This is a genomic window from uncultured Boseongicola sp., assembly GCF_937988555.1.
Classification (GTDB): domain Bacteria; phylum Pseudomonadota; class Alphaproteobacteria; order Rhodobacterales; family Rhodobacteraceae; genus Boseongicola.
In genome coordinates this window covers 1-15,292 of the sequence record NZ_CALJXO010000188.1, presented here as the reverse complement: position 1 = coordinate 15,292, position 15,292 = coordinate 1, and the positions used below count along the sequence as shown (strand labels likewise).

17 protein-coding genes are annotated in these 15,292 nt (G+C 55.2%); 9 read left to right on the top strand and 8 right to left on the bottom strand.

Annotation, left to right across the window (positions count from 1 at the left end; genetic code table 11):
• The coding region (locus Q1B15_RS10320) for a hypothetical protein (protein WP_299753654.1) at positions 1–223 on the top strand (223 nt) is incomplete at its 5' end.
• Between the two features lie 551 nt (positions 224–774).
• Here the strand turns inward: Q1B15_RS10320 and Q1B15_RS10315 are convergent.
• Positions 775–1,191 carry an Hsp20/alpha crystallin family protein gene (locus Q1B15_RS10315; RefSeq protein WP_299753652.1) on the bottom strand — a complete coding sequence of 139 codons (417 nt, stop codon included), beginning with the start codon at positions 1,189–1,191 and terminating at the stop codon, positions 775–777.
• Positions 1,192–1,996: 805 nt separating this feature from the next.
• On the opposite strand from Q1B15_RS10315, the gene Q1B15_RS10305 reads away from it, so the two are divergent.
• Together Q1B15_RS10305 and Q1B15_RS10300 are read left to right on the top strand one after the other, a co-directional pair.
• A complete protein-coding gene (locus Q1B15_RS10305) occupies positions 1,997–2,188 on the top strand; it encodes a hypothetical protein (RefSeq protein ID WP_299753648.1) in 192 nt (63 codons plus the stop codon).
• Positions 2,189–2,456: 268 nt separating this feature from the next.
• Positions 2,457–2,891, top strand: coding sequence for a hypothetical protein (locus tag Q1B15_RS10300; protein ID WP_299753646.1), 435 nt, complete (start codon positions 2,457–2,459; stop codon positions 2,889–2,891).
• Positions 2,892–3,035: 144 nt separating this feature from the next.
• Here Q1B15_RS10300 and Q1B15_RS10295 read toward each other — a convergent pair whose 3' ends face one another.
• Both Q1B15_RS10295 and Q1B15_RS10290 read right to left on the bottom strand, forming a co-directional pair.
• The gene (locus Q1B15_RS10295; RefSeq protein WP_299753644.1) at positions 3,036–3,215 is read right to left on the bottom strand and encodes a hypothetical protein; all 180 of its coding nucleotides are present in this window, start codon (positions 3,213–3,215) and stop codon (positions 3,036–3,038) included.
• Positions 3,216–3,319: 104 nt separating this feature from the next.
• Positions 3,320–3,682: a cytochrome c gene (locus Q1B15_RS10290; RefSeq protein ID WP_299753660.1), complete on the bottom strand. Its 363-nt coding sequence runs from the start codon at positions 3,680–3,682 to the stop codon at positions 3,320–3,322.
• A gap of 519 nt (positions 3,683–4,201) precedes the next feature.
• Here Q1B15_RS10290 and Q1B15_RS10285 point away from each other — a divergent pair.
• Complete coding sequence (locus tag Q1B15_RS10285) at positions 4,202–4,555, top strand: antibiotic biosynthesis monooxygenase (protein WP_299753642.1); 354 nt, start codon at positions 4,202–4,204, stop codon at positions 4,553–4,555.
• A gap of 351 nt (positions 4,556–4,906) precedes the next feature.
• On the opposite strand, the gene Q1B15_RS10280 is transcribed toward Q1B15_RS10285, so the two are convergent.
• Positions 4,907–5,242, bottom strand: a complete 336-nt coding sequence (locus Q1B15_RS10280; RefSeq protein WP_299753658.1) for an acyl-CoA thioesterase — start codon at positions 5,240–5,242, stop codon at positions 4,907–4,909.
• Between the two features lie 521 nt (positions 5,243–5,763).
• Between Q1B15_RS10280 and Q1B15_RS10275 the strand changes: the two genes are divergently transcribed.
• Positions 5,764–6,546, top strand: a complete 783-nt coding sequence (locus Q1B15_RS10275; RefSeq protein ID WP_299753640.1) for a hypothetical protein — start codon at positions 5,764–5,766, stop codon at positions 6,544–6,546.
• 416 nt (positions 6,547–6,962) lie between these two features.
• On the opposite strand, the gene Q1B15_RS10270 is transcribed toward Q1B15_RS10275, so the two are convergent.
• On the bottom strand, positions 6,963–7,841 hold the full coding sequence (locus tag Q1B15_RS10270) for a sulfotransferase domain-containing protein (protein WP_299753638.1): 879 nt from the start codon (positions 7,839–7,841) through the stop codon (positions 6,963–6,965).
• Complete coding sequence (locus tag Q1B15_RS10265) at positions 7,789–8,022, bottom strand: LysR family transcriptional regulator (protein WP_299753636.1); 234 nt, start codon at positions 8,020–8,022, stop codon at positions 7,789–7,791. The genes Q1B15_RS10270 and Q1B15_RS10265 overlap by 53 nt, the downstream gene beginning before the upstream one ends.
• A 251-nt stretch (positions 8,023–8,273) precedes the next feature.
• On the opposite strand from Q1B15_RS10265, the gene ugpB reads away from it, so the two are divergent.
• The 4 genes from ugpB to ugpC are packed head-to-tail and all read left to right on the top strand — an operon-like array spanning position 8,274 to position 12,451.
• A complete protein-coding gene (ugpB, locus tag Q1B15_RS10260) occupies positions 8,274–9,584 on the top strand; it encodes a sn-glycerol-3-phosphate ABC transporter substrate-binding protein UgpB (protein WP_299753634.1) in 1,311 nt (436 codons plus the stop codon).
• A gap of 60 nt (positions 9,585–9,644) precedes the next feature.
• The gene (ugpA, locus tag Q1B15_RS10255; protein ID WP_299753632.1) at positions 9,645–10,526 is read left to right on the top strand and encodes a sn-glycerol-3-phosphate ABC transporter permease UgpA; all 882 of its coding nucleotides are present in this window, start codon (positions 9,645–9,647) and stop codon (positions 10,524–10,526) included.
• 20 nt (positions 10,527–10,546) lie between these two features.
• Positions 10,547–11,383, top strand: coding sequence for a sn-glycerol-3-phosphate ABC transporter permease UgpE (gene ugpE, locus Q1B15_RS10250; protein ID WP_299753656.1), 837 nt, complete (start codon positions 10,547–10,549; stop codon positions 11,381–11,383).
• 3 nt (positions 11,384–11,386) lie between these two features.
• Entirely contained in the window at positions 11,387–12,451 is a 1,065-nt protein-coding gene (ugpC, locus tag Q1B15_RS10245; RefSeq protein WP_299753630.1) for a sn-glycerol-3-phosphate ABC transporter ATP-binding protein UgpC, read from the top strand.
• Positions 12,452–12,784: 333 nt separating this feature from the next.
• Here ugpC and istB read toward each other — a convergent pair whose 3' ends face one another.
• Positions 12,785–13,600, bottom strand: a complete 816-nt coding sequence (gene istB / locus Q1B15_RS10240) for an IS21-like element helper ATPase IstB (protein WP_299753628.1) — start codon at positions 13,598–13,600, stop codon at positions 12,785–12,787.
• Positions 13,597–15,063 carry an IS21 family transposase gene (istA, locus tag Q1B15_RS10235; protein WP_299753626.1) on the bottom strand — a complete coding sequence of 489 codons (1,467 nt, stop codon included), beginning with the start codon at positions 15,061–15,063 and terminating at the stop codon, positions 13,597–13,599. The genes istB and istA overlap by 4 nt, the downstream gene beginning before the upstream one ends.
• Between the last annotated feature and the right edge of the window lie 229 nt (positions 15,064–15,292).

Genomic DNA, 15,292 nt, shown 5'->3' with positions numbered 1-15,292 from the left:
CAGCTCCTCGCGGATGGCTTCAAGCGCAACTTTGGCCTTGAACTCAGGCGAATGGTTCTTTCGTTTCTTCATTCTGGATCTTCTCTCTCATCAAGCGATCCACCTTAACAAATGGTCCGAAAGTCCGCGACCACCTCTGTTCAAAAAGTGCGGAAATTTTGCTCATATGTCCGATACGCCGATAGTTGCCGCACATGTTTATCACAAATTAGGGGAAGAGTGAGTAAGAAATTGTCATTCCACCAATTATCATGTTGACAATTAAAGCGGTTTGCAACAAATTTTTTACTCTTCCTGAGTGTACGTGAGTGTGTGCCTCTAGAGTGTTTTAGAAGTTTCTGCCCCGGTCGCTCAAAGGCGACTGGGGTAATTTAAGCTGCATCGCCGCGGCGTCTTTACCATTCTGACCGGAGCGTCATCGCGATCTACGCGGCAGTCGCATTAGGCCGGTTCGTCCGCACATCGACGTTTTAGCCGACAAAAATGCTGCGCCATGCACGAATGGCCGCAATGCGAAAGCTGCACCGCAGCGTTGTATGGAGCGGCCAAAGTCCGGTTAGGGCCGTTCATGTTGGTCGGGGCGAGATCGCTGCGATGCGGCTAACGGCAGCAAGGAGCCCAAACCTACCGAGTAGCTTTGGGCCCAAGCTGACCGATGCTGCGGTAACTATGCGGCGAGCGACAGAGCGGCTCGTAACACGGTGACGGCCCGGCCTCCTCTTGTGCAGGCGGGTACGTTGGTCACTGTGCAGTTTCGGTTGTTTTTCCCAGTGACTAACCCTTGCGGATTTCCACCTTGGCGGCTTCCTGTTTCTTGGGAGCCACCTTTGGAATGGTGATGGTCAGAACACCGTCCTTTAGTTGGGCGTCCACCTTTTCGCCATGGGCGTCCGGGGGCAAACGAAAGGAGCGGCTGAACGAGCCGTATTGCCGCTCTGAAAAGTACCAGGTTTCTCCCTTTTCTTCTCGCTCGGTCCGCTTTTCGCCCTTCAGCAAAACGACACCGTCCTCGACGCTCAGGTGGATGTCCCCTTCCTCCACTCCGGGCAGTTCGACGGCAATCCGGTACGCGGCATCATCCCCAGAAGCTTCGGACGCCGGGGCTAACCATTCCGATACTCGCTCACCCAACTGGCGGAGGGGATCATAGAGCGAGGGCCAAAAGCCGCTGGTGTGGGATTTCTCAACCATTTCCATATTCCTTTTGATATGTGTCCTCCAAAAGGAAATACTTCGTCCGGCTTGGAAGACATTTGATCTTTGTCAAACTTGAGCGCGCCGATTTTCGAGACCTGAGATGTGGCACCGAGTGCTCGGCAATCTAATTATTGAATCGCTGCGTCAGCAGGCTGACAACCGCTTTGTCCGCATTGTGTGAATTCAGACATCACTCGATTTCGCGGTTGCGGCGAAAGTCCGCAATAACGGGCCGCACTGCAGCATCATGACGGGGTGGTGAAGGTCCGCAATGGGCCGTCCTCATCGAGGCTTAGCGGCTCAAGGGTCACATTCTGCATAAGCTCCGATGGCTGCAAAGAGCCCACTGCGGACGCTCCCTACAGATTGACGTGGATCATGTCGCTAGAACGGAAATTGTGATGGTCTGTTCACAAAAGTGTTTGGCGAAGTGCCACTCTGACAGGACGCAAAACTAAAGGAGACCCACATATGGAAGTGGCGAAGATCGCAGAATACGCACGATCGCTGTACAATGCACATGGCGACAGAGCCGAGGCAGAGGCAGCGCAAAAGTCAAAGCAATATCAGGACGAAGGAAACGACACTGAGGCTAAAACCTGGCGATCGGTCCGACGAGCCATCAGCGAGATCCGGGGAGCCCGCGAGAGCTAGATACTTAGTGGCCGCTCTCAGATCTCAGCGCGTCCGGAATTGCATTTCTTGGCGGCTCTTTAACTGCAGAAGTGCAAACACCTGTTTCGATGTCCTACCTTCGGCACGGGTTTATCCTTACTTCACAAGACCCAAGGAGTTCGAAATGCAAAAATTTCTTAGCCTCACAGCAGTTGTTACCATTTTGGGAGTTTCCGCTTGTGACAGTGCCAATTCCAACTTGGAGCGTGCCATCATAGGCGGCGCAATCGGCTGCGCCGCTGGAGAGGTGTTGGCTGACGGTCGCTGCGTTGAAGGCGCTGCCGTGGGTGCGGGGATTGGTGTCTTAACCAACTAGAACGCAGGGCCGGCCACCGCCTTCGTCAACCCACTCACATTGGCACCAGCCCAGGATGAAAGGCTCGTACGGCTTGGTAAAGGTATGCGCTCCATTAACTGCGGCATTGCCCAAGTGGAACAGGACCCCGGTCAAGTCATATTCTTGGGTGTCGTATGAGGTTCGCGAATTCGGAACGGCCGCTAGGGGTTCCTTTCTGCCGCTCGCCGGTCTTTTTTTTCAATTGTATGATCCATTTCTACGCTGACGGCACACATCGAAGGACACCATGGCTAACATCGCTTTCTGGATTATTCACGTTCCCGGCTGGTTGCTCTTCGTCTATCTCGTGGCAGCTCAATGCCCGGCCGCGGTAAGTTATACCCTTGGAATACGAATGGGCACACAAGAGCCTTCCGAGCGGATCACTGAGGTCGGGGTAGCCTTTTTCAAGGGTTATGCGGGGGCGGATCTTGTCTTCTACGTACCTCTGCTTGGCCTCGGACTTGTTGGGCATTTTCTAGAAACCTCATGGTCCCCACTAGTTCTAAGCGCAGCTCTGGGCGTCACCGTGTACTGGCCAATTGCATGTTTGTGGACTGTCAAAGCAGCAAGAGGCGTGAAAGGATGGGACCTACCCAAAGAGGTGCAATACTGGGTTGTACTTCCGGGGATTGCCGCGTGGGGCGCCCTCGCTTTCGTCCTGCTACTTCTGGGAAACTAGCCGCGTCCGCTTCGTCCCGCACAGTAGTCATTGGTTCATCCTGTAGCGAATGGCTGCTTCGAGCCCAAGGAAGACGTGCGGGCAGAACAGATCGTTTCTGCAATCAGATTGGGTCAGTACGACTTCTGTTTTTCAGATCACGGTTTAGAAAACGACCCCAGGTAACAGATTGAAGATTATCACGAGTACGAACACCGCAGCCCCGGTGATCATAGCTCGCTGAGATTTGGTTCTCGCCGCAAAGAAAGCCCATTCTTCCAAAACAAGAACCACGACGATTGCCGCAAGCGCTGCCGCCACCGAACTAGAAAAGTCGAACTCCATATGTCGTCTCCCGTGGGTTAATTCTGTGGAGCTGTGGCGTCGCCGCCGAAGAAACTGGTGACATCAGATGCAGGTTTGTCCCAGTCGCAAGGTGTGATCTTGGATCACTCCACCTGTATCGACTCCAGATAGACGACAACATTTGCGAGTGGTAGACCCGTCATCATTGGCTGTCCACTTGCCAGGGGCAAAGCGACGTTTTGGTCAGTTTCTAGAGAGGGTCCGAAGATGGGCATCTCCCCACCGTGGGCAAGCAGGGGCGCACGCCCATCAATTTTCCTCGCGACAGCTTCTGTTGGAAAGGTTCCGCCTTGTCGTGCTGAGAGTCTTGTTAGGTCAGGTGTCACAATGGCGAGCATTTCCGCCATCGGCCCGTCTCCTGTTGCATCTCGGCCATGGCATTGCCAACAGTACGTGTTGTACAGGCTCTGCCCATCTCGGATGTTCACCTCCTGCGCAGAGGCCATACTGGCGGTGACAATGGCCAAAAGTAGTCCGCGAAAAAGCACGCATTCACCTCTTTGCAAAGAAAAAATTGTTAAGCCAGCCCAGACGGGCCACCATCGAAGTTTAAATCCATCATAGGCACACGGTGTAAGTCTGACAAATCCGATCACGTTGACACCGGTTGATGTCCGCTTCGTCCCGCGAAGTGTGAATTCGACCATCGCCGGATTGTGCGCTTGCAGCGAATGACCGGTTCGACGGGCCGCACCGCAGCATTCGGAGGGCATGGTCAATGGCCGGTATGGGCCGTTCATGTTGGTCGGGGCGAGATCGTTTGGCAGGATCGCTGCGATGCGGCTAACGGCAGCAAGGAGCCCGAAGCCTGATTTGTGACGAGGCGATCAAGAACGTTGGTGACATGCAACTGGTATGCTCGTAGTGATCGAAACCGTTGCGGATAAATCGGAACGCATCAAAGTCGTGGTTCGTCCAGTTCGGTTTTGGTTTCCATCGAAGCCTGGACCAAGGAACGACAACTAATGACAAAAGTATCTTACATCATCCAATGGACGATCAACGACGGAGAAGTTGACAACTTTAAAACCATGGCCAGTGGGTTTGTATCAAGCGTTCAGGACGGCGAACCGGGAACTCTGGGATATCAATGGTATATCAGTGAAGATGGAAAGCACTGCCTGCTTGAAGAGACATTTGAGAGCTCCGAAGCGCTACTGACACATTTGGGCAATGTTGGTCCGAGCCTGCCCGGCATTCTGGAAATCGCGCCAATCACGCGACTTGAAGTCCGTGGCAATGCGTCAGCAGAGGCACGGGAGGCCCTTGCAGGCCTCGGTGCATCGCACTTCGCGCAATTTGCGGGCTTCGACAGATAGGTAAGTGATTTATGGGCAGGGATTGAGAACAACCCCTGCCCTTTCAGTCACTTTATCTGTCCAGGGCCTCTCGGAATTATCAAGGTGTCGAAAGCCGACGCCTTGCCAACAGCAAGGGGCAACGCTGCCAAGGCCACTCCACATTCGATACTTTAGGCAAAAACGTGGATAGGCTCCTTTAGGATCACTCTGCGCACGATCGAATGGCAAGTTGCAGAATTGGCCGCTTCGTCCCGCACACCGACGTTTTAGCCGACAAAAATGCTGCGCCATGCACGAATGGCCGCAATGCGAAAGTTGCGCCGCAGCGTTGCATGGAGCGGCCAAAGTCCGGTTTGGGCCGCGAGGTACCTATGTGTCGAAGACAGGTCGCGGTGCACCGTCGTCATTTAACGCTACGAAAACGAAATCAGCATCTGTAACCTTTGCAGCTTTTTCCGAATACCTTGGGCGCGCCCAAGCATCTACATGAATGCGCATGGATGTACGTCCGACTTTACGCAGAGTTGCGTAAAGCGTCACCTCATCGCCGACCCTGACCGGGCGCAGAAACTGCATCGCCTCCACGGAAACCGTGGCACCACGACCTTGCGAGACCCGACCGGCCATATTGCCTGCGGCAAGGTCCATCTGAGACATCAACCAGCCGCCGAAAATATCGCCTGACGGATTGGTATCTGCTGGCATTGCAATCGTGCGGATCACCGACACACCTTCGTCTTGCTGGCGACCGTGCAATCCACGCTGTTGCCCACGGGCAAGAGTATTTTCCGTATCATCACTCATCGAAACCACTCCTGTTTTAGACGGAAAGGGGCCGCAGACCGTCTAATTCATTGGTCAACTAGAAAGCCTTCACCAAAATCTAAAATTCTGCAACGGGACGTTGGTTTGTTGATCCGCATTGAAAAGGTCTGCGAGCCTCGCAAAGCTAAATTTCGTCAGGTGCGTCGCAACGCCCCCGAATGCAGAGAATGTCTTGTTCGAAAGGGCCCGGGTAGCAACACGTTTCAAAGTTAGTCTGCACGTTGTTCTTGTTTGCACTCGTCGATACTGCGGCGCTGCAGCATTTCATTGCTGCACCTGCATAATTGTTGCTGTATAGATTAGAAGATTCCGCGCTGCTTGGCGCTTAGGCGGGCATGCGCGTGCGCGGTCTGGTCCAAGCTTGACACACATTTCTTGAATTCAATACGGAGCAACCGACGATGACCCCACTGCCCACCCCGGTACAATTTCAGGTCGCCGCAATGCGGATGGCAGGATATACATTTTCTGCCAATCTCAGATTTATGCAGGATTTGACTCGCTTCGCGTTAAGTGCGCCGTTCATACCTATCCGTGCACTGCAGGCTGGCACTGCGGGCGCAGAAAAAGCGCCTGCAAAGACCCGAAAACCCGCTGCGAAGACCATGGCGACCAACACGCCCAATGGATCCAGAAAGTCCGAGGTTGCCGCAAAGCCCAAGGCAACGCCACAAGCCAATCCTGTGGTTGCGGCCAAAGCAAAAAATAAAACCAATACTGTCGCCACCGCAAAAGCAAAGATTGAATCCAACACTACAGCAACCGCGCAAGAAAAAGCTGACCCCCGGACAACCACCAAGTCCAAAGTCGCAGCCAAGCCCGACTCCAAAAAAGAACCGAGTGCGCCAACAAAAACCCTGGTCGCTCCCAAGCCCCGCGACGTAGAAAAAGCACCTGCAAGTGTAAGACCCGAAGTACAGTCAAAACCGGACGCGGGCGTAACGGCCAAACCCGAGGGAGAGACCTCGCCGAAAAAGACGCTTCAAGCAGCCGTTGACAGCACACCCAGCCCGCACGCTGCTTCGCAGCCCAAACCAGGCGTCAGCCAGATTGCGCCGAACCTGGAGCCAAAGAGTCGGGAGTCTTCCGCCGAATCCGTGGACGCGACAAATCCACCTAAAAAAGCCCGGGCACCGTCCAAGCCGCCTGCGATGCCGGGGAAACCCAGCAACTCCAAAGTATAAGTGCGGCCTGGCCGAAAGGAACTGTTGGTCACGCCAGCACCAAATCCGTGGGGGCCGGTGGCCCTCTCGGGTGCGCGACCGGCCGACGGGATGGCCACCGCTTTGTCGTTCGGAAACGGCAAGCTGACGAGACACTTGTGATTATCACCGACTGTCCGGAAAGGGTCGGTAGCGTACGTTGGCCACAACAAGGCCTAGGTCCGGTTTGTCCGCACACCGACGTTTTAGCCGACAAAAATGCTGCGCCATGCACGAATGGCCGCAATGCGAAAGCTGCACCGCAGCGTTGTATGGAGCGGCCAAAGTCCGGTTAGGGCCGAAAGACACGCTGCGCCGCAGCTAGGAAAGCGGCCGTTTGTTCTGGCCGTAGCAAGTTTCACGACCCCTATGACCGAGTTGCGGGACCGAGCTGCCGTCTACTTATCCGTGACGGGTAGCGGGCCACCTCCCTTGAGCCAATTTGCTTCGGTGGGCGAGAGCAATTCTGACAACCGCTCTTCGTAACGAGCTTTGAGATGCTGCGGGAGTTGCGAATGCCCCCGTTCTTCGCCAGCAGCGAAGAATTTTTCCGACGACGAAAAGTGGTTTGCATTTGCCAGCGGGGCAAATTGATCGGCCTTAGATCGCATGGATGAAATTGAGGCCGCCCGCACCACATTTTCCAGAAATTTAGGTGCCGCATGGGCCTGAATGGCTGACGCCACATGGCTTACGACCTTTTTCAGGTCCCGTTTCATGTCGCTGTAGTGAACTATCGTGACAGAACGATCCTTCCCAACCGTTGGATTAGTCGCAGCACGAAGGTGGCGAACAAGCAATTCCAATGAGACATCGTCAACGTTAGTTGGCGCGAAGGGAAGCTCAATACCTCGCAATATCACGTCGTCTTCGTCGGCCAAAAAAGGGTCGCCATTCGGCGGGTTGACCATGTTTGACACATGTCGGCGCATGGAGCGCATCGCATCCAGAGGGTTTCTCAGAACCGCGATGGCATGTGTTCCATTCACCAGTGGCAGGCCATCCAACGGAGTATGGGTCTTGATTAGGCGTCGATCCTCTTGCGAACGATAAATAGCGAGGATGTCCTCAAGCGGGGCGGAAAAATAGTCCAGCCAAGGGCTCAACTTGCCCAGCGGTTGAGGTAGTTCAGTCGAGCAATGCAAAAGCATGGCAATCACAGCCATCATCCACGTGGTACCGCATTTCGGTGGCGTAGAGACAATCACATCTCCAGGCCGAAGTTCAAAATCGGTCCATCTCGATGAATCGGTTCTGGTGCCAGAGTAGACCTGCATTCCGCAACATTACGCGCCATTTTCCTGTACCCGCAATGCAAATTCCATTTACACTGTGTCTCGCGACAAGCTGGCCACCGCGCCTATCAAACAGAGAAAACCCCAATCTTTGACCTAGATCAGCTTGCAATCGACTGACAGCAGGTTGGCTGATGGCCAATTCTCTTGCAGCTCGTGTCACAGAGCCGTGTTAAATGACCCCCATAAGGGCCTCGAATTGGCGCAACTTAAGTTTCTATTTCATGCCATTTCATCACACAAACCCAAAACAAAAACATAAAAAAACATAACATAATTCTATATTTACTCCGGATTTTGCGGTCTTGTATTATACCAGCGTAGGTGTATCGTTTTGGTGGTTGACAAGCGATGCAGGGCTGCCCCAAGCATCGTATGACAGACAACGCACCATTTTGGTGCATGGGAGGAACTATGAAAAGATCTATGCTCGGCGCACTTGCCGTTTCAACAATGCTGTCGCCAGTTGCTGCGATGGCCCAAACCGAAGTCCAATTCTGGCACGCGTTTACTGGCCGCCTTGGCGAACTGGTCGCGGCACAAGTTGAAGAATTCAACGCTAGCCAAAGCGACTACGTGGTGGTTCAAAGTCATAAGGGCAACTATTCCGAAACGCTGAACGCTGGCATCGCCGCATTTCGTGCAGGCGAGCAACCTCACATCTTGATGGTGTTCGAAGTTGGTACTGCGACAATGATGGCCGCAGAAGGTGCGGTTCGTCCGGTTTACGAAGTGATGGAGCAAAGCGGCGTCGCGTTTGACCAAGACGCCTATATTGGTGCGGTAAAAGGATATTACACGTCGACTGAAGGCGACATGTTATCCCTGCCATTCAACGCATCGACACCTGTTTTGTGGGTGAACCGTAATGCAATGGCCGCCGCCGGTGTTGATCCGGATACTGACTTGTCCACATGGCAAAACGTTGATGCGGCCCTCACCGCGCTAAAGGCTGGTGGCGAAGAATGCCCGCTTGTAACTGCATGGCAAAGCTGGATTCACCTCGAGAATTTCTCAGCCTACCATGATGTACCCTTCGCTTCGCAGGACAATGGCTTTGCTGGCCTTGATACTGAGTTGATGCTAAACGGTGAAGCGCAAGTCGCGCACCTTACCGCTATGGGCCAATGGGCTCAGGACGGCAAATTCATCTACACCGGTCGTCGCAACGAAGGTGGCGCAAACTTCCGCTCTGGCGAGTGTGCTTTGTTTACCGAAAGCTCTGCTGGTTATGCGGGTATCAGTTCAGAAGCTGAATTCGACTTTGACGTGCGTCCGCTTCCCTATTGGGAAGGCGTCGGCAATGCCCCGCTGAACACGATCATCGGTGGTGCATCCTTGTGGGTTATGGAAGGGCATGAAGACGACGAATACAAAGGCGCCGGTCAGTTCCTAAGCTTCTTGTCATCCTCGGACGTTCAAGCTGCATGGCACCAGAACACCGGTTATTTGCCCATCACTGCCGAGGCTGGTGACGCAACACGCGCGGCTGGTTTCTACGAGGCTAATCCGGGGACGGAAGTTGCAGTAATCCAGATGACGGCAAACGAGCCAACCGCTAATTCTAAAGGCTTGCGTCTTGGGTCCTTCGATCAGATCCGCGGGATCATCGATGAAGAACTCGAAGGCATCTGGGCTGGTGACAAGACTGCCCAAGAGGCGATGGACAGCGCGAAAGAACGTGGCGATGCATTGCTGCGCCGCTTCGAAGCTGCCAACCGCTAGGGCGAAAATTATACGGCAGGCCTGTCTTGGGCCTGCCGAATTCTTGAAGAGGTGGGGGCAATGGAAAAACGCGTTACATTTCGCGGCTGGTGGCTGCCCGCGCTGCTGATCGCGCCACAAGTTCTCGTTTCAGCCGTCTTCTTTTTCTACCCCGCGGGTCAGGCGATTTGGCAATCCCTGTTTATCCCCGACCCATTTGGCCTGTCATCCCAATTTGTGGGCCTCGGAAATTTTGAATTCCTTTTGAGTGACAGATTCTACCGTGCGTCATTTGTGACAACGGCGGTATTTTCAATCCTAGTGACGCTATGCTCGATGATCCCTGCGCTGTTTCTCGCGGTAATGGCGGACCGATTGATCAAGGGTTCCGGCGTCTACCGCACCATGTTGATTTGGCCCTATGCGGTAGCCCCGGCAATTGCAGGTGTGCTCTGGCTTTTCATGTTCAACACACGCGTTGGGGTCGTGTCGTGGTATCTGGGAAATCTGGGCTATGATTGGAACCACGTATTGAACGGGGGCGAGGCGATGGGTCTTGTTGTCGTCGCCTCTGCATGGGGCCGCATCAGCTATAATTTTCTGTTTTTCTTTGCCGCGCTCCAAGCTGTACCGCGATCAGTGATCGAAGCCGCAGCAATCGACGGCGCGCGGTTCTGGACACGGTTCTGGACAATCGTCTTGCCGCTGTTGTCGCCGACCACGTTCTTCTTGCTTGTCGTGAATGTCGTCTACTCGTTCTTTGAGACGTTCGGCGTCATCCATACGATTACTTCGGGCGGGCCACAGCAATCCACCACTGTGCTTGTTTATAAAGTGTTCTCCGACGGCTTCGTGGGTCAAGATCTCGGGTCGTCTTCAGCGCAATCTGTCATCTTGTTGTTCGTCGTTGGACTGCTGACCATTATCCAATTCAAGTTTGTTGAGAAAAGGGTGCATTACTAATGTCCCAAGAAATTCATGGTATGGTGGAGAAGCGCGGTGCGGGCCTCTGGTTGACCCATGTCTTCATGATCCTCGGCGTTTTGATCATCTTCTTTCCAATCTGGTTGGCCTTTGTGGCATCCACCGTAACCCAGCCCGAGATTGTGCGACCTCCCATGCCGCTTTGGCCGGGTGATCAGCTGTGGGAGAACTATTCTAAGGCGCTCTTTTCGGGTGTGAATGTACCTGTGGCGACGATGCTCTTTAATAGTCTCGTAATGGCAATCGGCATTGCCGTGGGTAAGATTGTGATATCGCTGTTGTCCGCTTTCGCGATCGTGTATTTCCGTTTTCCGGGCCGAAACATCTTCTTTTGGATGATCTTCCTGACGCTGATGTTGCCAGTAGAAGTGCGTATCGTGCCCACCTACGAAGTCGTCGCTGGCTTTGGCATGCTCAACAGCTATGGCGGGCTGATTTTTCCGCTTATCGCCTCAGCCACCGCAACCTTCTTATTTCGACAGTTTTTTCTGACGATCCCAGATGAACTGGCAGAGGCCGCTCGGGTTGATGGCGCCAGTCCGATGCGGTTCTTTTGGGATATCGTTGTACCCATGAGCCGGACCAATATTGCGGCGCTATTTGTGATCTTGTTCATTTACGGCTGGAACCAATACCTTTGGCCGCTGCTCATCACAACAGACCCCGAAATGAACACCATTGTCATGGGAATCAAACAAATGTTCCCATCAGGCGATGACGTGGCAGAATGGCCCGTGATCATGGCTACTTCAATTCTTGCGATGATCCCTCCTGTGATCGTCGTGGTTAGTATGCAACGGCTGTTTATCCGCGGCCTCGTCGATAGCGAGAAATAAGATATGGCAACGGTTTCCCTCAAAGACGTCAAGAAAAGCTTCGTCTCAACAGATGTAATCCACGGCATCACGACAGATATCGCTGACGGCGAATTTATCGTGATTGTCGGGCCATCAGGCTGTGGAAAATCCACCCTGCTGCGCATGGTTGCAGGGTTAGAGACCGTCTCAGCGGGCGAGATTTTCATAGGTGGTGACCTTGCCAACGAAAAGGAACCTATGGACCGTGACATTGCGATGGTGTTCCAAAACTACGCGCTTTACCCGCATATGTCGGTGCGTCAAAATATGGGTTACGGGCTAAAAATCGCCAAGATGCCTAAAGATGAGATCGACGCAAAGGTCGTGGCCGCAGCTAAATTGCTGCAACTGGAACCGTTGCTGGATCGCAAGCCCAAGCAGCTATCGGGCGGACAACGCCAGCGCGTGGCCATGGGCCGCGCGATTGTGCGCGAACCAGCTGTTTTCCTATTTGATGAACCGCTTTCAAATCTTGATGCAAAGTTGCGTGTCCAGATGCGGCTTGAGATCAAGGAGCTTCAGTCAAAGCTTGGAATTACATCGCTTTACGTCACCCACGACCAAGTCGAAGCCATGACTATGGCGGACCGGATGATTGTGATGAACGCAGGCATTGCCGAACAGATTGGCACTCCGCTTGAGGTTTATGAGACACCGCGCACATTGTTTGCAGCACAGTTCATTGGCAGCCCTGCAATGAACATTGTGGACGCCGAAGTTAAAGACGGCGAAATTCTATACGGGGGTCAGCCTGTTGCAGATTCTATTGGCGCAGACGGCCCTGTAAAACTGGGCGTGAGGCCGGAACATCTTGTTCCAGACGATGCTGGCCCGCTTCGTGTTATTGTCAAAATGGCAGAGCCGCTTGGGGCAAACACCCTTTTGCATGGCGCGCTCGAAGGCTCTGCCGGCGGCTTTACAGCAAGCCTGCAAGGCGTCCATCTCATGCCCGAAATTAACACAGCCCGCGGCTTTCGAATTGAAACAGGTACAGCACATGTATTTGATGCCGAAACAGGCCTACGCCGGACTGGAGAAGAAGGTTGATTATGCGCTCCCAAAGTGAGGTGTTAAACTAACCGCTTTTTGCGCAATTGCGAGTTCAACTCCTCTGTGTGTCCATTAAGGGCCGTTCATGTTGGTCAGGGCGAGATCGTTTGGCAGGATCGCTGCGATGCGGCTAACGGCAGCAAGGAGCCCAAACTGTCGGATGCTTCGCAGCGTTCGAGCGGGCACAATGCAGAACAATCCGGTCGTTCAGTAATCCTGTGTCAGGTAAATTGCATGCCCTGTAGCGCGTCAACCACCTTGTCCGGGAGCGACAACCCCCTTGGCCGGGTTTGAAGCCGCTGGGGTTGGCGTGTCATTCGGTGTTTTGGGTTAGTTTTCTCCTTCGTTTTGGTTGCCGCTGATGGTTGTCGCTGGCGCTTCGGCCTGGGCCCTCTTGTTGGAGGCGGCAGCACGCTGACGGAAGCTTTCAGCATTCATTTCGAGGATGGTCGCGTGATGGACGAGGCGATCAATGGCGGCGACGGTCATGGCCTTGTCGGGGAAGATCTGATCCCAACCACTGAAGGGTTGATTGGCCGCGATGGCGATGCTGCGGTATTCGTAACGCCGGGCGATCAGTTCGAAGAGGACGCCGGTTTCGGCCTGATCCTTGTGGGCATAGGTGATGTCGTCGAGGATGATCAGGTCGAACTTGTCGAGTTTCGCCAGCGCTGCCTCGAGAACGAGATCACGGCGGGCGGCCTGAAGTTTCTGCACCAGATCGCTGGTCCGGGCGTAGAAGACGCGGTGCCCTGCCTCGATCAGAGCATGCCCAATGGCGCACAGAACATGCGTCTTGCCGGTGCCGGAATTGCCAATGGCAATGATGTTGCCACCTCCGTCCAGCCAGTCACCGGCCGCCAAGGCCTCCACTCGGGCACGCGGCAAGGTTGGCAACGCCTTGAAGTCGAAAGTCGCCAGCGTCTTGCCGCCCGGAAGCTGCGCCTCGTTCAGGTGCCGCCGGATGCGACGCGTGTCCCGCTCGGCCAGTTCGTATTCCGCCAGCACGGCGAGGAAACGGGCAGCAGGCCAGCCTTCGGCATCGGCGCGTGTGGCGATCTCGGCCCAGAGCTTGTGGAAGCTGGGGAGCCGAAGCGCGCTCAGCATGCCGGGCAGCGTGTGGATATCGATCTCGCGGGCGGTCATGCGCTTGCCCCCAGGAGAGCATCGAAGCTGTCGAGTGACGGGTGGGCGACGGCTACATCCCTCGGCAATGCCATGTGCCTTGGAGCCAGTCGTGATGCCAGCGCCTTGGGATCCGGCACCCGACCTGCGTCGAGGTCTGCTGCCAGAAGATGCGCCAGTTCCCCCTCGCAGGCTTGGTCATGGGCGATAAACAGCAGATCAACCATCCGGCGGCAGGCGTCCCGTCTTGGCAAATCGCGCTGCAGCACCTTCCACGCTTCAGCGTATTGTGTCCGGGGAAACAGGCTGTCGCGGTAGATCGAACTCCACAGGGCCTGCGGTTTGCGCCGCAGGGCGTGGATGACATGGTGGTAGTTAATGACATGGACGCGGTGGCCATCGCCGCGTCGGCGGGCGCGGGAGTGACTGACGACGAGGGTGCCGCCGAGAAACGCCTCGAGGCGATCATCGTAGAGGTGGACGCGCAGACGTTGCCCGATCAACTGCGACGGCGCGCTGTAGAAGATGCTCTTGATCAGGAACCCGCCCGTCCGGGTGACCGGCGCGACGATCTCGGTGAAGTCGGTGGTGCGCCGCTGCGGTAAGGGCTTCAGATGCGCCCGTTCGGCCTGAACGGCAGCACCCCGCTGCTTGTTGCGCCGGGCAACAGTCAGGTCGATGAAGCATCGGTACTCTTCAATCGTTGCGAAGTCGTGGCTGCCGCGCAGGATCAGGGCCTGTTCGATGGCTTTCTTGAGATGCCGGTTCTGGGATTCCACCGCCCCATTCTCGTGGGCCTCACCACGATTGTTGCGGCTGGCGTCCATACCGTAGTGGCCGACGAAAGCGTCATAGCGCTTGGTGATGTCCTCGCGCTGATCGGCGGTCAGGTTACGGAAAGCGGCTGAGAGGCTGTCGGTCCGGTGGTTTTGTGGCACGCCCCCCAGCGACCAGAGGGCTTGCTGCAGGTTCTCGGCCAATGCGGTGAAGCTCTCCCCACCAAGAACGACGCCAACATGTTCCCAGCGGCTGTAGACCATGACAAAATGATAGAGCAGGTGCCTGAACGGCTGGCCGGCGATCATCACCTGCAGTTCATCGGCGTGGGTGAAGTCGGACTGGGCCATGTATCCCGGCTCCGGCGTCTGGCGGAAGATGATGTCGCGCTCGGGGCCGCTCAGCGCCCGCCACTGCCGCACCCGCCGCTCCAGGGTGCGCCGGATACGATCGTCGGGGAAGGCAAGCGGATGCAGGCCTTGAAGATGGCGCAACAGGGTGACGGCCTGCAACGCACTGTCATTCTCAAGCAGGGGAAGAAGGTCGGTCTCCCAATAGCCTTCAAGGGGATCGGCTACCGTGCGCCTGTGAACGATCTTGCGCTGCGAAGGCAGCGTCGGATCGGCATCAAAGCGCCGCGCAGTTCGTTCGCTGAACCCGGCACGGGCAGCCGCTGTGCGCTGACTATGATTTTGGATGTCGGTCATATATAATCTCACTTGCTGGTCGGTGATGGGTTTGTAGGCCAACCCGGGTCCTCCGTTTGATGGCAGAGAGCCCCGGCTTACCAACCCACAGCGGCCAGCACCTCCCCTGAAATCAATCAGACCGGTGGGGCTGCCCTCCAGACGGGCATGCCCGTCTTTCGTTCAGCCCCACCGGCCATGGTGGTCTTATGACCATAGTCAATGCTGATGCACATAACTTTTCAGACGC

What these genes read in the sequence shown, in the direction of transcription:
- Q1B15_RS10285 (WP_299753642.1), top strand. Translation starts at nt 4,202, where the DNA reads ATGACAAAAGTATCTTACATCATCCAATGGACGATCAACGACGGAGAA.
- Q1B15_RS10275 (WP_299753640.1), top strand. Translation starts at nt 5,764, where the DNA reads ATGACCCCACTGCCCACCCCGGTACAATTTCAGGTCGCCGCAATGCGG.
- ugpA (WP_299753632.1), top strand. Translation starts at nt 9,645, where the DNA reads ATGGAAAAACGCGTTACATTTCGCGGCTGGTGGCTGCCCGCGCTGCTG.
- Q1B15_RS10270 (WP_299753638.1), bottom strand. Translation starts at nt 7,841, where the DNA reads ATGCAGGTCTACTCTGGCACCAGAACCGATTCATCGAGATGGACCGAT.
- Q1B15_RS10305 (WP_299753648.1), top strand. Translation starts at nt 1,997, where the DNA reads ATGCAAAAATTTCTTAGCCTCACAGCAGTTGTTACCATTTTGGGAGTT.
- istA (WP_299753626.1), bottom strand. Translation starts at nt 15,063, where the DNA reads ATGACCGACATCCAAAATCATAGTCAGCGCACAGCGGCTGCCCGTGCC.
- istB (WP_299753628.1), bottom strand. Translation starts at nt 13,600, where the DNA reads ATGACCGCCCGCGAGATCGATATCCACACGCTGCCCGGCATGCTGAGC.
- Q1B15_RS10280 (WP_299753658.1), bottom strand. Translation starts at nt 5,242, where the DNA reads ATGCCAGCAGATACCAATCCGTCAGGCGATATTTTCGGCGGCTGGTTG.
- ugpE (WP_299753656.1), top strand. Translation starts at nt 10,547, where the DNA reads ATGGTGGAGAAGCGCGGTGCGGGCCTCTGGTTGACCCATGTCTTCATG.
- Q1B15_RS10300 (WP_299753646.1), top strand. Translation starts at nt 2,457, where the DNA reads ATGGCTAACATCGCTTTCTGGATTATTCACGTTCCCGGCTGGTTGCTC.
- ugpC (WP_299753630.1), top strand. Translation starts at nt 11,387, where the DNA reads ATGGCAACGGTTTCCCTCAAAGACGTCAAGAAAAGCTTCGTCTCAACA.
- Q1B15_RS10290 (WP_299753660.1), bottom strand. Translation starts at nt 3,682, where the DNA reads ATGGCCTCTGCGCAGGAGGTGAACATCCGAGATGGGCAGAGCCTGTAC.
- Q1B15_RS10315 (WP_299753652.1), bottom strand. Translation starts at nt 1,191, where the DNA reads ATGGTTGAGAAATCCCACACCAGCGGCTTTTGGCCCTCGCTCTATGAT.
- Q1B15_RS10295 (WP_299753644.1), bottom strand. Translation starts at nt 3,215, where the DNA reads ATGGAGTTCGACTTTTCTAGTTCGGTGGCGGCAGCGCTTGCGGCAATC.
- ugpB (WP_299753634.1), top strand. Translation starts at nt 8,274, where the DNA reads ATGAAAAGATCTATGCTCGGCGCACTTGCCGTTTCAACAATGCTGTCG.